We start from the raw sequence: 17,086 nt of genomic DNA on the forward strand, positions 1-17,086 counted from the left end.
ATTGGTATAAATTCAACTACTTATTTTCATTATTTATTTGAAACTCTTGAAATAGTTGTAGTAAACTCATTAAAGCTGTAATTAAATCTTTTGTTTCTAGTAGAATTCCAAAGTATAAAGTAGAATTTTTTGGACTTGTTTCATCTGTTCTAATTCTTGAAATTTGGCTATCAATCGAATCAGAAACATGATTTAATAAGTTTTGTTTGTCATCAATTATATACGCAAAGTTTGTAAAGTTTCTTTTATCAAAATCTACAATTATTTGGTCCAGTAACTTTTGAAGCTTTTTATTAATTAGTTTTAAATCTTTAATTTGACCTTTTTTAAGGTCTTTATGATTGTTGTTTACATGATTAAAACTAGTTGTAGAAATAAACTCAATAGACTGTGTAATATCTTGTAAATATCTTAATACTAGCAAATAAAACCTACTTGCTTTTACTAAACTATCATCTAAAGATTTAATAAAGTAGAATATGTCAGATTTTAGTTCGTTTACTTCAGTATTTAATTTTTTAACGTGTTTATCGGTTTTAGATAGCTTGTTTAAATCTTGGTTGGTTAAATCTGTAACAACATTGGTGTATAATTTATTTACACGGTTTATTACTTCAGAAATATGTCCCGAACTATCTTCAATAACTTCATTAATAGAATTAACTTCGGCTCTATTAACACGTTGTACTTCCTTTTTTTCTTTTAGTTTTTTAGAATGGTTTAAATAACTTCTTACTAATAAAAAAGCTACTATAACTAATAAAACTGCAACTACAGAAATACCTCCTAAATACATTAAGAAAGCGAATATACCTGCAGCTGTAAAAGCAATAATGGCAGTAGAAAACCAACCAGCAATTACGTTAACTACACCAGCAACTCTATAAACAGCACTTTCTCTATCCCAAGCTCTATCTGCTAATGAAGTTCCCATTGCCACCATAAAAGTTACATAGGTAGTAGATAAAGGTAGCTTTAATGAGGTTGCAATAGATATTAAAATACCAGCTACCATTAAATTAACAGAAGCTCGTATCATATCAAATGCAGGAAGCTCATATTCTTTATCTTTTGGTAGTGCTATTGTAGGTTTTTGAAATTGACTATCTATTTTACTAGATATTGAATTAGGTAAAATGCTATTAAGAGTTTTACTTAAACTTACAGTACCTCTAACAATTGACCTAGAAAGCATGTTAGATTTAAATTTTTCGTGTCCAGCTCCTTGTCTTGCTAAACCAATTTCGGTTTCGGTTACAGATTTTGCTTTTTTAGAAAACCATAAAGTAACTACCATAATTGCACCAGCAATAAATAATAGGGTAGATTCTGTTGGCACTTTTTTAGCTAAAACACCCATAGAAAATTCAGTAGCGGGCACACCGCTCGCTACCCAAGCATCATAAGAGTGTAGTGCAGCCATTGGCACTCCAATAAAGTTAACTAAATCATTACCTGCAAAGGCTAAGGCTAAACCAAATGTTCCGATAATAATAACAAGAACTAATATGTTTTTTTTGAATAAGCTTGTGTATAATTGAGAAAGTAAAGTCCAAAAAACAAAACTTCCACCAATAATAATAAGTTCGTTACCATTTAAAATATGCTTAACATCTCCATAAAAAGGAGTTCCTTTTAAACCTTTCATAAAGATAAAATAGGTAATTGCTGTTAGTGCTATACCACCAAAAATAGCCCCAAAATATTTCATTCTTTTTTCATAATGAAATGAAAACACCAAACGAGAAATGTATTGAACAATAGCACCAATAGAGAATGCAATTACTACAGACATTAAAATACCAGATATAATTAGCAATGCTCTATCTGAATTTATATAATGACCTAAATCTGCAAAAGTTTGAGCATCATTGGCATTAATTTTAATTAATGCAATAGCTACGGCAGCACCTAACAATTCAAATACAATAGAAACTGTAGTTGAGGTTGGCATACCTAAAGAGTTAAACAAATCCAACAAAATTACATCGGTTATCATAACCGCCATAAAAATGAACATAATTTCATTAAAGTAAAACTCACTAGGAATAAAAATACCTTTTCTAGCAACTTCCATCATACCGCTCGAAAAAACGGCACCAAAGAAAATACCAAAACTCGCAATTATCATTAAAGTTCTTACTGAAACAGCTTTAGAACCCAAAGCGGAGTTTAAAAAGTTAACAGCATCATTACTAACACCAACCACTAAATCTATTACTGCTAAAATGGTTAATGCCACTAGCATTAATATATAAATATCATTCATGATTTCAATTTAATATATTGCAAAATTAATTTGAAATTAAGTAGTTGACATTAAGTTAATGTTAATATTAGCCGGCTTATACTATGTTAATGTTAACAAAAATAACCCTTAATGTTTTAGTTTTTATGTTGTTATAAGTTGGTTGGTAATAATGGGTTATTTGTTCTTCTTTTTCTTTTTAACTTTTCCGTTTTCTAATAATGAGTCTTTTTCACCATATAATAATTCGGCTACTTCAATTAGCTTTTTTATCATATCGTTTACGTTGGTAAAATCATTAAATAGTGAAGAAGCCATTTCTGCAGAAATTAAATCTTTTCGAATTAACTTATCTATAGATTTATTACTTTGCCTAATATTTTCTCTAGCATTTTCTTTTAGCTCATTTAGCTTTTCGGCATACTTTTCAGAGTTTTCTTCAGTGCTAAAAAGGTAAATAACGCGCAATACTTTTGTTACTTTTTTTCTGAAATTATCATATTCATGGTGAAGATCTTTGTTGTTTAAACTTACAGAGGAAGTTAAGTTTTTATTCAACTCTCTAATATCCTTTATAATTTCAACCATTTTTCTATTAGCAATTTTAATCTCTGTAATAGTTTTGTGTTGTTTTTTATTTAAAATTAAATCGCTTTGAACAGTTGTTGCATACCTAATAATTTCGCCATAAATAGATTTTACTTTGGTATAATATAATTCTTCAACATCTGTTTCCATGTCAACAGTTGATTTTTTTATAATTTTTTTAATCTTTAAATCCGATTTAATATCACTTTGATGAATGTTTAACCCGTGTGCAACTATTTCAAAAATTGCATTTTTAAATAAATACTCAGATTCTTTTACTAACGAAGAAATAGCAGTTCCAGGAAATTCTAACACAGATTCGGTTAAGAATTTTGCATCATCAATATCTTTTGTCTTTTTATCTTTAATAACTTTTATTAAAAAACGTTCAAGTATATTAATAAAAGGAATCATAACTAAAACACCCAGCACATTAAAAATGGTATGAAATAGTGCTAGTTTTAAGGTATAATCATCGTGGGCTATTTGTAATAATTCAGATAAATGATTAACTAGTCTTGCTAATGGAAATATTAAAATTAAGGTTATAATACCGGTGGTAACATTAAAAACTAAATGTGCTCCAGCAAGACGTTTTCCAGCAATGTTTGAACTTAAAGATCCTAAAACCGCAGTAATTGTTGTACCAACATTGGCTCCAATTGCTAATGCAAGTGCGTTTTCATATTCTATTTGTCCAGCTGCAAGTGCTGTTAAAATTAAGGCCAGTGTTGCGCTACTAGATTGTAAAATAGTAGTTATTAAAATTCCTAAACCGGCATAAATTAAAGCTCCTAAAAATCCTGAAACTGCAAATTGGGTAAGGTCTATATATTGCTTAAAAATATCAAAACCTTCTTTCATATAATGTATACCAAGAAAGAAAAAACCTAACCCAGCTAATACATTTCCAACACCTTTTAGTGCTACTTTTTTCTGAAAAGAAAATATGATTCCAAAAATTAGCATTGGCATAGCTAATGCCGAAATCTTAATTTTTAAACCAAAACCAGCAACTAGCCAAGCTGTAGCAGTTGTACCAATGTTTGCTCCAAAAATTAATCCTAAACCTCCAGAAAGGCTAATTAAACCAGCGCTTATAAATGAAATTGTAATTACTGACACTAAAGAACTAGATTGAATTAAAGCAGTAACAAAAGCACCAGCTGTAATACTTTTGTATAATTTATTAGTAGCTTTTTTTAATATATTTTGAAGCGGACCTTTTGTAAATACTTTAAAACCTTCTTCAAGCATTATCATTCCAAATAGTAAAATGGCAACACCTGCGGAAATTGTTTTAAAATTAGGGTTAAAGTAAAGTACAACAGCTAAAGCGGCTAAAAATATAGTAAAGGAAACTTTTCTAATCATTTATAAAAGGAAATATTTGGTCTAAAAAGTTATAAACTTACATATATTAATTAAAACAAAAAAAGCCTTCAAATAATTTAATTTGAAGGCTTTTTAGAAATATAAGTTAATTATTTATTTCCGTTTTCTTGAACTTGAAATTCTTCATATAATTGAAGTAGGCTCATTAAAGCAGAAATTAAATCTTTAGTTTCTAATAGAATACCAAAGTATAATGTTGAGTTTTTAGGACTCGTTTCTTCTGTTCTAATTCTTGAAATTTGCTTATCAATAGATTCAGAAACGTTATTAAATAACTCTTGTTTAGCGTTTATAATAGTTAATAGGTTAGAGAAATCTCTATCAGAGAAGTCTTTTTCTATTTTACTAAATAACGATTGTAGCTCATTATTAATAGATTTTAAATCTTTTACTTGAGATTTTTTAAGATTCTTGTGGTTGTTATTAACGTGGTTGTAACTTGTTGTTGAAATATATTCAATAGACTGTGTTACATCTTGTAAGTACCCTAAAACTAAAATATAAAATCTACTTGCTTTTACAGAAGAGTCATCTAAAGATTTAATAAAGTAGAAAACTTCACTTTTAAGTTCGTTAACTTCTTTATTTAGTTTTTTAACGTGTTTTTCAGTTTTGGTTAACTTCTTTAAATCGTGGTTAGATAAATCATCTACAACGTTTGTAAATAGCTTATTCACACGTTTTACAACTTCAGAAATGTGATCAGAACTTTCCTCAACAACTTCATTAATAGTTATTAACTCAGCACGTTCAATATATTTTCTTTCTTTTTTCTCTTTTGCTTTTCTTGTATGTCTAACAGAACTTCTACCTATTAAAAACAATACAATAATTAATAATACAGCTACAGAAACAATTTCACCTAAATATATAATGTAAGCAAAAATTGCAGCTACTGTAAATGCAGATAAAGCAGTTAAAAACCAACCACCAATTACGTTAAATACACCAGCAACTCTATAAACGGCACTTTCTCTACCCCAAGCTCTATCAGCTAAAGATGTACCCATTGCTACCATAAAGGTAACGTAAGTTGTAGATAATGGCAGTTTTAATGAAGTACCAATCGAAATTAAAATACCAGCAACAAATAAGTTAACCGATGCTCTAACCATATCAAAGGCAGGTAATTCATAAGTTTTTTCTTTAGATAAATCTATAACAGGTTTTTGGAATTTAGAGTCTATCCACTTTAAAGATCTATTAGGAACTACTTTAGCTAAACCAGAGCTAAACAAAATTGCTCCACGAACAACAGTTCTAGAAACGGCATTTGATTGAAATTTTTCATGCCCTTCTCCTTGTCGAGAAAGGTTAATACCAGTTTCAATTACTGCTTTTGCTTTTTTAGAGAACCATAAAGTAATAACCATAATTGCACCTGCAGCTAATAATAGCATTGGGTTAGATGGTACTTTTTTGGCTAAAACTCCCATTGAGAATTCATTAGCAGGTATTCCAGAAGCACTCCATTCTTGGTAAGAGTTCCAAGCAGCAATAGGTACACCAATAAAGTTAACTAAATCGTTACCAGCAAATGCCATTGCTAAAGAAAATGTTCCAATTATTACAATAAATTTTAAAATATTTACTTTGAATAGCATTATTAATAATTGCGATAATATTGTCCAGAAAGCAAAACCATAAAGGATAATTTCAAAAGTTTTTCCTTCAATTAAGTGTTTAATATCTCCGTAAAAAGGAGTTCCTTTCATACCTTTTACAAAAATAAAGTAGGTAATTGCTGTAATTGCAAAACCTCCAAAAATTGCATTTATATAACTTTTTCTTTTTTCAAATTGGAAAGAATACAGCAAACGCGATAGGAATTGTACAATTGCACCCACCGAAAATGCTATAAATACAGAGAGTAAAATACCCGATATAATTAATAAGGCTTTTTCTGAATTAATGTATTTTCCTAAGCTAGCTATAGTTTCACCTTCAGCATTAGAAATTTTAATTAATGCCATTGCAACTGCAGCACCCAACAATTCAAATACAATAGAAACTGTTGTAGATGTTGGCATTCCTAATGAATTAAAAACATCTAACAGAAGAATGTCTGTTATCATTACCGCCATAAAAATGAACATTATTTCGTCGAAATAAAATTCTGCCGGATTAAAAATACCTTTACGTGCAACCTCCATCATTCCACTCGAGGTTATTGCTCCAAGAGCAACTCCAATACTTGCAATAATTAAAATCCATTTCATAGAAATAGCTTTAGAACCAATTGCTGAATTCAAAAAGTTTACTGCATCGTTACTAACTCCAACAACTAAATCAATAATTGCTAGTACTGTTAATGCAACAAGCATTAAAATGTAAATATCTCCCATTTTTTATTATTATTTAAAGCGCAAAAATATATTCATTCTTTTTAGCGTATGTTAAGTTAAGGTTAACAACATTAAAATTGTGTTAATTTACCGTTATAAGATGGGTATAAATTTACAAAATTAATACTATTTGGTATTAATATAAATAAGCCTTTAAATAATAGTACTTAAAGGCTTATTTTTAATAATGTATTTTACATTTTATGATCCACACATTTCACAATCGTCTGGATTGTTTTGTGAAGCAATTAACATAGCCTTTAGTTCTTCAGGAGTTAATGGCTTGTCTTCTTCTTTTTTATTGTTAGATAAGGTAAATTTAATTGCGTTTACAGCACTTTTTGTACGTAAGTAGTACATTCCAGTTTTTAAGCCACTTTTCCAAGCGTAAAAATGCATAGATGTTAATTTAGAGTAATTTGCATCTTGCATAAATAAATTTAATGATTGAGATTGATCAATAAAATATCCTCTTTGGCGAGACATATCAATAATATCTTTCATACTCATTTCCCAAACGGTTTTATACAGTTCTTTTAAATCTTGTGGAATAACATCTATATGTTGGATTGAACCGTTGGCACGCATTATTTCTTCTTTCATTTCATTATTCCATAAACCTAATTCAACCAAGTCTTCTAGTAAATGCTTATTAACAACAATATATTCGCCGCTTAAAACTCTACGCGTGTAAATATTAGATGTGTAAGGCTCAAAAGCTTCGTTATTACCTAAAATTTGTGAAGTTGAAGCTGTTGGCATTGGAGCAACTAATAACGAGTTTCTAATACCGTTTTCTAATACATTTTTTCTAAGAGCTTTCCAGTCCCAACGACCACTCAAATCATCTTCAGAAACATTCCACATGTTAAATTGAAATTCTCCTTTAGACATTGGAGAGCCTTCATATGTAGAGTAGGTTCCTTTAGTTTTAGCCATTTCCATTGATGAGGTTACAGCAGCAAAGTAAATGGTTTCAAAAATTTCTTCGTTTAACTTTTTCGCTTCGTCACTTGTAAAAGGCATACGCAGCATAATAAAAGCATCTGCCAAACCTTGAATTCCTAAACCTACGGGTCTATGTCTAAAGTTTGAATTTTCGGCTTCTTTAACTGGGTAATAATTACGATCTATTACTGTATCTAAATTTCTTGTAATTTTTTTAGTTACCTCAAATAGTTTTTGGTGATTAAAATATTTTTCGCCCTTTTCATTTTCATCTACAAACATTGGAATGGCAATTGAAGCTAAGTTACATACTGCAACTTCATCTTTTGCAGTATATTCCATAATTTCTGTACATAAATTTGAAGAACGAATGGTTCCTAAATTTTTTTGATTCGATTTTCTATTTGCCGAATCTTTGTAAAGCATGTATGGATTTCCAGTTTCAATTTGAGCTTCTAAAATCTTTTCCCAAAGTTCACGTGCTTTTATAGTTTTACGTCCTTTACCAACTTGCTCATAACCTGTGTATAGTTTTTCAAACTCATCTCCATAAGTATCAAATAAATGAGGACATTCATTAGGACACATTAATGTCCAATCTCCATTTTCTTCAACACGTTTCATAAATAAATCTGGAATCCACATAGCGTAAAATAAATCACGCGCACGCATTTCTTCAGCTCCAGTATTTTTACGTAAATCTAAAAAGTTAAAAACATCTGCGTGCCAAGGTTCCATATAAATAGCGAAAGAACCTTTACGTTTTCCTCCACCTTGATCTACATAACGAGCAGTATCATTATAAACTTTTAGCATTGGAACAATTCCGTTTGAAGTTCCATTAGTACCTCTAATATAAGATCCTGTTGCACGTACGTTGTGAATAGATAAACCAATTCCTCCAGCAGATTGAGAAATTTTTGCAGTTTGTTTTAATGTATCATAAATACCATCAATACTATCTTCTTGTATTTGAAGTAAAAAACAAGACGACATTTGTGGTTTTGGTGTTCCTGAATTGAATAATGTTGGTGTTGCGTGAGTAAAAATCTTTTTAGACATTAACTCATACGTTTCAATAGCTTCATCAATATCATTTTGATGAATTCCAATTGCAACACGCATTAACATATGCTGAGGTCTTTCAGCAATTTTACCGTTTAATTTTAATAAATAGGAGCGTTCTAATGTTTTAAAACCAAAATAATCGTACCCAAAATCTCTATTGTATATAATTGTTGAATCTAGCTTGGCAGCATTATCCATAATAGATTTGTATGTCTCGTCAGATAATAATGGTGCTTTTTTACCAGTTCTTGGATTTACATAATTGTATAAATCCGTCATAACTTCACTAAATGTTTTTTTAGTGTTTTTATGTAAGTTAGAAACAGCAATACGTGCAGCTAGTTTTGCATAATCTGGGTGTCGTACAGTCATTGTAGCAGCAGTTTCAGCAGCTAAATTATCAAGTTCGGAAGTGGTAACCCCATCATAAAGTCCTTCAATAACTCTCATAGCTACCTGAACAGGATCTACCAATTTATTAAGGCCATAACACATTTTTCTAACTCTTGCTGTAATTTTATCGAACATTACAGGCTCTTTTCTTCCGTCTCTTTTAAGTACAAACATAGGTTACACGTTGGTTTTAATAATTATTATATACAGTTGTATTATTGATTTTATTTAAAAAATCAAATTTCAATTGGGGTGTATTGTAATTTGAAAAGTTTTTCTAATAAATATTAGAAGTCAGCATCAAAACTTATATCACCAGTTCCTCCGCTTTTTACACCAGCTTTTTGGTATTCAGATACTCTTTTTTCGAAAAAATTTGTTTTTCCTTCTAAAGAAATCATTTCCATAAAGTCAAAAGGATTAGAAACATTGTAAACTTTATCACATCCAAATTCAGTTAAAAGTCTGTCTGTTACAAATTCTAAATATTGAGTCATTAATTTAGCATTCATACCAATTAAACTAACTGGTAATGATTCTGTTATAAATTTACGTTCAATATCTAATGCATCTACAATAATTTCTGAAATGCGTTCTTTTGGTACTTTGTTTACAATATGGTTATTGTGTAAGTGTACAGCAAAATCACAGTGTAAACCTTCATCTCTAGAAATTAATTCGTTAGAAAATGTTAAGCCTGGTAATAATCCTCGTTTTTTTAACCAAAAAATAGAGCAAAAACTTCCTGAAAAGAAAATTCCTTCAACGGCAGCAAAAGCAATTAAACGCTCAGCAAAACTTGGACTTTCAATCCATTTTAATGCCCAATCAGCTTTTAATTTAATAGCAGGAAACACCTCAATTGCTTTAAACAATTGATCTTTTTCTGCTTCATTTTTTACATACGTATCAATTAACAATGAGTATACTTCAGAGTGTATATTTTCCATCATTATTTGAAAACCATAGAAAAATTTTGCTTCAGAATATTGAACTTCACTAACAAAATTTTCTGCTAAATTTTCGTTTACAATACCATCAGAAGCTGCAAAAAACGCTAAAATATGTTTGATAAAATAACGTTCATCATCGTTTAATTTATTTTCCCAATCAATTACATCTTGGTGTAAATCAATTTCTTCAGCAGTCCAAATACTAGCTTCTTGCTTTTTATACCATTCCCAAATATCTTGGTGTTGAATAGGGAAAATTACAAATCGGTCTTTGTTTTCTTGTAAAATAGGTTCAATAGCAGGCATTTCTTTGACTTTTTTAGATGGTAAATAGTTAGTTGATTTCTCTTGAAACGAGAGAAACAAATATTGGAAAAAATTGGGTATAATGAAAGGGGTACTTATTCACATTTATCAATAAGTTTTTAACATTCTACTATTTTTGTAATTAACGACTAATTACTCCTAAAAACTGATTATCAGTAAAATATAAATCTGTTTTGTTGCTCGCTAGTTGGTTTTATTGGCTTTGTATTGAAAAGGAGTATTGGTGTAAATAAATGAAAAAAGTTCAAGCTTTTAAACTTGAACTTTTCAAAGTACATGGAATTAAATCAACAATTAATTACTGCAAATACTAATTTTTGAATGCTTTTTGAAATACGTTTCTTGAATTACATCTGTTTGTTTTATAAATAATAAACAGATGTAATTTACAAGAAGCATAAGTGTAATTACTTTTTATAGCGCTTTTTTTTGAGTGCAGGGGATTATCTAGTTTTTAATTTCTTTTAATATATACACATTTGTACTACCAAATGGTACTGGAGCATCTTTTACTTTTATTATTTTGGCAAATACTCCTGGTTTTTCTGTTATCATCCAATATTTAATTTTACTATCAAATTGACCAAAACCTTCAACAACTGTACAATTAAAAGTACCTGCAGGTGTTTTAATTTCTTCTGTTCCTAAAACTTTGTAGGTATCTACATTATCTTTTGGAAAAAAGTTGTAATCATACTCATAATCAGATAAGTTATTCATCCAAATTGGATTTTCGGTCATATCGATATAATCGTTTTGAAAATATGAATATTCCCTAACGTCAATAGATTTTTCTGTAGCATTGTAGTTTATTTTTTCGCTTACTACCCAGGCATCTGGCTCTTGTTCATCAGGAAAACTAGTTATGTTATAGACCAATTCTGTGTAATTTTTTAAATTGTTTACAATAGTTTCAATTTTCCAAGGTAATTTTGCTTCTTCCTCTTCGTAATTAAAATCACCATTTTTATTATACATAGCTTCCCTTTTAAATGAAAGTATTGGTTTTTCCATTTTTATTTTTGGTGAAGCGTTTTGCATTTTTATTTTTACAAAGCTTAGTATTGCTTTATCTTTTTTATAAACCAGTTCTTTGTTTTTAGATTTTATTACAGAAGCTTCTCCATTAAAATCTTTATCTAAAGAGCTGTTCATTACAATTGTTTTTTTCTTTTTATTGTATTTCCAAGTACCAACTGTTACTATTTTTGAAGTAGCACTTCTTGCAGCTTTTAAAACTCCTTTATCTTCAAAAATGAATACTGCTTTTAAATCGGTTTCGGTTTTATCTCCTATAACAGCTTTTACTAATTGCCAGTTTCCAATTATTTTAGATTTTTGGGCTTTTGCTGAAATACTACAAATGATAATTATTAGTACGATTAATTTTTTCATAATATTTTATTTAATTATTTCTTTTGTATTTTTTAATTTCTAGTGTTGTTCTACTTGGTTTTAGTAATAATACGCTAATGTTATTTTGAGGGAATAACTTGGTTTTATTGGATACGCTCCATTTAAAATCTAAATCTTTAGGAAATGATTCTTTACTAAAAGGAGCATCTATATTTACAAGTGTATTATTTTTAATTGTAAATGAATTGTTTTTGTTAATCTCATTATTGAAGCTATATAAACTATATTTTATAATAAGTTGCTTGTTACTATCAATTTTTAAAACCTGCATTTTACCTAATTGTAATTTATTGGTTACAAATAAAAAGATGTCATTTTTTTGAAGTTCAATTCCTTTAATATTATCTGCTTGTTCTGTTACATTTGGACGAGTATCAACTATTTCTGAAATTTTGTCTCCATCTAAAGAATTGTAAAATTTTTCTCGTTTTAACCAAGTTGGATTGAAAATAGCCTTATTTATTGGCGAGAGAGTATCAATTTTAACTGCTATTTTTGCTCGGTTAGGATATAATCGTTCACCTTTTGGAGTGGTATAATAGCTTACATTTTTTAATTCCAATCCTTTCCAGGCATACAAATCTGTATATTTATCTATTTTATAACAATCGGCTTTTTTATCTAAAATAGTTTCGGTTCCAGATTTATCTGTTCCCATATATAAAGTTTTTATCCAAGAATCTGTTATTTGGTAATATTGAAACCGTTCTCTACATTTTTTTCTTAAATAGTAAAGATCATCACTTACTTTATTGTTTTTTATATCAAAATAATAGTGGTGTTCATCAATCCATAATTGTTCAGTAATTTTTACTTTTTCAGGTAATAATTCTCCTCCAAATTTCGAGACTTTGTAAACTTCTTCAAAAGCAATATCGCCAAATTGATCCCAACAATAAAATACTTGTTCGGCTACATAAGGTACTTGTTTACTGTAGCTTGTTTCAACTCCGTTTTTGTTGGAGTAACTTGAAACAGTTGAATATTTCAACTTTTGATAAGTAATTTTTCCAGACTTTATTTTGAACGGTTTAAACTCTTGTGCTTTTGCAGTTGTTAAACTGATAAGAAACAGGAGTGGAATCCAAATTTTCATAGCAATTTTTTTGCGATTAATTCCCTTTTCTCATTTTTACCATTTTCTGAATCATATCATAAGTTTGGCGTAATTCTTCTTCACTCATATTTTGCATTTCTTCATCATCTTTATCAGCTAAGGCCATTTTTTTCCATTCACTATAAGAAAGTTTACCAACCTTTTCTAAGTTTGCATCTATATCTTCCATATCAAAATCTATATCATCATTACTTAAAAAGCTTTCTTGTTTAACAATTGGAAAATCTGGCAGTTTAAAATGTGAATCTGGAACAGATATATTAAATTTTATGCTTGTAGCTTTTTTTGAAGTAGTAACACCTAATACAGTAGATTCAATTTTTAAAGTTATATGCTTGTAAACCCATTGTTTTACACCCAAGGCTTCCCAAATTTCACAGTTATACCCCATAAAGGTTTCTTCTCCAATTTTTTTACCACCAAGACCTTTTACCATTTGTTTACCTGTGTCTCCTGCGTCAGATTCTGGATGAAATGCAGTAATAGCATCTATAGGTAAAGACCTAGTTGCAGTAATTTCTTTTCGATCAAAATCAACTATGTACCATTCGCCATTATCTAATTTGTTTATCACGCGTTTATTTGTAGTTTCTTTTTTTGTTTTACCAAAAAATTTCATACTACTAGTTTCGGTAGATTTTTCATCTCTTAGCTCAATGGCTCCCCAATCTTTGAAGTAAACACTTTCGGTTCCTGTACCAGACATTGTATTGCCTAAAACTTTTCCTGAAATTGTTGAAGTGTAGTGGATGATACCAGATTTTACTTGGTAACGTTTTAGTTTGTTTTGGTCGGATTTAGTGCTGTTTATAGCCAAGCTATCTGCTGGTTTGTTTTCGTTGCCTTTGCAACTTACTATTATTGTAAATAATGCGATTATTATGCTTAATTTTTTCATAATTAGTATTTTTTATTAATTAAGCTCGCTTAAATCAAACATTTAAGCGAGCTTAAACATAAAGTTATTCTTCAGTTAATGATATTAATGATTTATTGTGCTTGAATTTTTTATTAACTCTAGCTGAATAGGTTTTTCCATTGGTTTTATTCTTAATCTCTACCCATTCACACACCCAGGCATCTTTTTTTTCAGTATGATATAATTCTATTTGTATTAATTCGCCTAAGTCTTCGTGTTTATCAATATAATGTTCATCTGTTTTACCTCTCTCTCTATCATTTTTAACGGTGTCTAAATTTTCCCACAAGCCAACACGTCTTATTCCTAATCGATCTATACCTACCAAACGTGCTAGAACTTTGGCATCTGTATCATCGTATTTAGAGTTTCCTGTTTTTATTTTAATTACGTAGTCAACTAGTTTTCTACCTCCTAATGGATTAAATCCGTATTTGTCTTCCATCTTTTCCCCATATTCACGTGCCTTTTGTTGAAGATAAGATCTACGGCTGTGAGTGCTCGCCAATTCCCAAATTCCCGTTAAGCCTCCACCATCAGTAAAATCAATAAGAGTAATATCTTCATCTTTGATTGAGTTCTTCCAATTTTGATATGATTGACTGTTTGAAATACTATCACCACCAACTATATTATCACCACCAACAGTTTCTATTTCAATTTCAGAACTTGATTCGTATTTGTTTTTTATGGTTGTTGAAGTGTAACTTGCAGATGATTTAACAAATGAAAAATAGCTTGCTTTAACAGCTAAATTCATTTCGTCTTTTGAAGCCCATTTATAAGTATCAATAGCAGAAGTATAACTAAATTTTCCACCTAAAATAACACCATCGGTAAAATAAAGGCCATATCTTTTAAAAAGTTTGTTTGGCTCCCAATTGTTAATAGCTTTTGCAACATTAGGGTAAAGGAATTTTCGTATTTGTGTAGGGTTATCTAATGTTAGCTGCCATTTTTGTATTATTGATAGCTTTCTATACCATTCGTGATAGTAGCTTTTAGAAACGGATTTATAAGTATCTAAATTCACAGAACCTTGAAATCCACAATAAGAGCCTGATATTCCAGCTTTTTTGGTCATTTCTTTGCACATACTATCTAAATTTTTACCACTAAAAGTTTGTGAAAGAGCTTTAGATTTTTTTATAAATTTTACAAAAGGCCAATGGGCGTAAGTTTTACTTCCCTGTGGAGTTGTACCCCATTGTTTTATTTTATTAGGGTCAATTAAACGTTCTAAAATTGCGCTTTCATCTGCATACGAACCAAAAATGTTGTAACCGCATCCTAAGAAATGAAGTCCAGGTATTAAATGAGTGTTTTCTGGTTGTGGTTGAGAACTCTCTACTTCATTTAAGAAACTTATTTGTTTTTTACTTAAACGTAAACGATTTTGCAACAATGATGGTGCTTTTGTTTTTAGAGACTTGCGTTTTTTTGATTTGAGTTGCTTTGGTTTCATTTTTGAAACCTTATACATTTTGTTTACCGGTTTGTGTTTAATAATAAATGTCATAGCTTTTGTTTTTATATTAGAATTTATTGTTTTATTGTTTTAATAACCTGTTGTTTTTTATGAACTTTATTTAGATTAATTTTTCCACCTGCTGTTTTAGGTTTCATATTACCTAGTGTAGATCCATCATTAATTTTCATTACACCGTTACCAGTTGCCGTTGTATTAGCATCGCCTCTTGGGTCATTTGCGTCTCCGCCAATGCTTCCACCTGCCATTGAGTTTAAAGTAACTGCTCTAAATATTGCCATTTGTATTTCTATTGGTCCAGGAGGAGGATTTCCATTTTCATGGTCTTCTCTTGGATCTCCAGAATTTTGTTCTTCCTTTTTTTCTTTTTTCTCAGTAGTTTTTTCACTCACTACGTTACCATCCGAATCGGTTTTAGTAACCGTAGTTGTTGTAGTTACCGTTCCATCTTCGTCTTTAGTTACAGTTTTATTAGAGGTTGCGTTGCTACCATCAGCTTGAGTTTGTGAAACATTTACTGTTGTTACCCAAGTTCCGTCACCATTATTGTAATGTTGTTTGTTAGTTTCAGAATGGTAACCACTATCGTTACTTACTGATGATGTATGACTAAAAAATGAAGTTGTAGTATCTCCATTAGAATTTTTTGATGAAGTATGAGTTGCGTTTACATCCCAAGAACCTGTTCCGCCATTAAAATCATGACCTTGTCCTGGAACACCATTAAAATCTTTATTTCCATAGTTGCCTGTAGGGTTGTTTAGATCACCAACACCACTTCCTTTATTTCTTCCATAACCGCTACCTGCGTAAGACCTATTATTTCTGTTGCCTCCAACATCAGAACCAATATCTAAGTCGAAATCAGCGTCTGGCATTGGTATATTTCCAATAAATCCTTCAATGTTAATGCTACCATCTGCATTAATATTTCCATGTAAAAGATCACCAACGTTAAAATTATCCCATATAGATTTTGGAATTTCTCTATTTTTTCTAGCTTTAATAAGATCTCCAAACATGTCTAAAACATCTTGTTCGTTGTCTAATTCAAATTCTTCTTCATAAGAAATTTCATTTTCAACTTCAAAATCATCAATTTCAAGATTTAAAGTCTCTAGAATATTATCTTCAGAATTTGCATTATGTACATCTTTTGTTATTTCTTCTATATTTCTTGAAAGCTCTATTTGTGCTGTTATTTGATTTAAGCTAAATATTGCAACTAGTATAATTGTTAATTTTTTCATTGTTTTTGTTTTAAATAAATTAATTTGTTTTACAACTTTTTATAAAGGATTAGCTGTTGCTTCAAAATAAACTGTTACAGTAATTTTACCTGTAGCATTTTGTAAACTTTGATAATCTCCTTTAAGTTCAAGTGTTACTTGTTTGTTATTTAATAATGTTGTTGAAATTGTTTGTAAAATATCAGAATCTATTATTTCGTATTCTACACCTTTAGAATCGTTTACATTGTAATTTTTTGGTGCAACAATTGTATTTCCATTTATATAATAACCAACATTCATTTCGGTATAATTATCTCCAGAAAATTCTGTGATTTCGTAAGTTATTTTTGTGATTTTTATTTTTTTAAGCTTGTTTAAATATTCAGCAATTGAATTGTTATCTGCTAAATTAATAGTCATTGATTCGTTTATTTCTTCTTGAGTTTCTGCTTTAAAATTTAAGCCGAAGGTTTCGCTTAAAGAAGTTTCAACAGTTACATCTGCAATTGATTTTATGTCGTCTTCATCACACGATGTAAATGTGAATGCGATAATGAGTACTGCTGTTAATAATTTAATTGTGTTTTTCATAATTTAATTTTTAATATCTATTCTTCTGAAGATGAAATTGATTTTTTATTTAGCTTA

Annotated in this window: 11 protein-coding genes; all 11 read right to left on the reverse strand. The window is 29.6% G+C overall.

From position 1 onward, the window contains the following. Nucleotides 1-16: 16 nt before the first annotated feature. A complete protein-coding gene (locus BLU40_RS00750) occupies nt 17-2,269 on the reverse strand; it encodes an inorganic phosphate transporter (protein WP_090118718.1) in 2,253 nt (750 codons plus the stop codon). Between the two features lie 156 nt (nt 2,270-2,425). Beyond that, complete coding sequence (locus BLU40_RS00755) at nt 2,426-4,210, reverse strand: Na/Pi cotransporter family protein (protein ID WP_090118720.1); 1,785 nt, start codon at nt 4,208-4,210, stop codon at nt 2,426-2,428. A gap of 110 nt (nt 4,211-4,320) precedes the next feature. Beyond that, nucleotides 4,321-6,576 carry an inorganic phosphate transporter gene (locus BLU40_RS00760; RefSeq protein WP_090118722.1) on the reverse strand — a complete coding sequence of 752 codons (2,256 nt, stop codon included), beginning with the start codon at nt 6,574-6,576 and terminating at the stop codon, nt 4,321-4,323. A 201-nt stretch (nt 6,577-6,777) separates the two neighbouring features. After that, on the reverse strand, nt 6,778-9,159 hold the full coding sequence (locus BLU40_RS00765) for a ribonucleoside-diphosphate reductase subunit alpha (RefSeq protein WP_090118725.1): 2,382 nt from the start codon (nt 9,157-9,159) through the stop codon (nt 6,778-6,780). 113 nt (nt 9,160-9,272) lie between these two features. Next, complete coding sequence (locus BLU40_RS00770) at nt 9,273-10,244, reverse strand: ribonucleotide-diphosphate reductase subunit beta (protein WP_090118727.1); 972 nt, start codon at nt 10,242-10,244, stop codon at nt 9,273-9,275. Nucleotides 10,245-10,712: 468 nt separating this feature from the next. Next, complete coding sequence (locus BLU40_RS00775) at nt 10,713-11,660, reverse strand: hypothetical protein (RefSeq protein WP_090118729.1); 948 nt, start codon at nt 11,658-11,660, stop codon at nt 10,713-10,715. Between the two features lie 10 nt (nt 11,661-11,670). Continuing rightward, a complete protein-coding gene (locus BLU40_RS00780; RefSeq protein WP_090118731.1) occupies nt 11,671-12,777 on the reverse strand; it encodes a hypothetical protein in 1,107 nt (368 codons plus the stop codon). A gap of 16 nt (nt 12,778-12,793) precedes the next feature. Continuing rightward, complete coding sequence (locus BLU40_RS00785) at nt 12,794-13,696, reverse strand: hypothetical protein (RefSeq protein ID WP_090118733.1); 903 nt, start codon at nt 13,694-13,696, stop codon at nt 12,794-12,796. 64 nt (nt 13,697-13,760) lie between these two features. After that, nucleotides 13,761-15,236 carry a PLAT/LH2 domain-containing protein gene (locus BLU40_RS00790; RefSeq protein WP_090118735.1) on the reverse strand — a complete coding sequence of 492 codons (1,476 nt, stop codon included), beginning with the start codon at nt 15,234-15,236 and terminating at the stop codon, nt 13,761-13,763. 23 nt (nt 15,237-15,259) lie between these two features. Then, nucleotides 15,260-16,456, reverse strand: a complete 1,197-nt coding sequence (locus tag BLU40_RS00795; protein WP_090118737.1) for a hypothetical protein — start codon at nt 16,454-16,456, stop codon at nt 15,260-15,262. A gap of 39 nt (nt 16,457-16,495) precedes the next feature. Further along, nucleotides 16,496-17,029 carry a hypothetical protein gene (locus BLU40_RS00800; RefSeq protein ID WP_090118739.1) on the reverse strand — a complete coding sequence of 178 codons (534 nt, stop codon included), beginning with the start codon at nt 17,027-17,029 and terminating at the stop codon, nt 16,496-16,498. Nucleotides 17,030-17,086: the final 57 nt, after the last annotated feature.

It is taken from the genome of Lutibacter oricola (assembly GCF_900106565.1).
GTDB classification, from domain to species: Bacteria; Bacteroidota; Bacteroidia; order Flavobacteriales; family Flavobacteriaceae; genus Lutibacter; species Lutibacter oricola.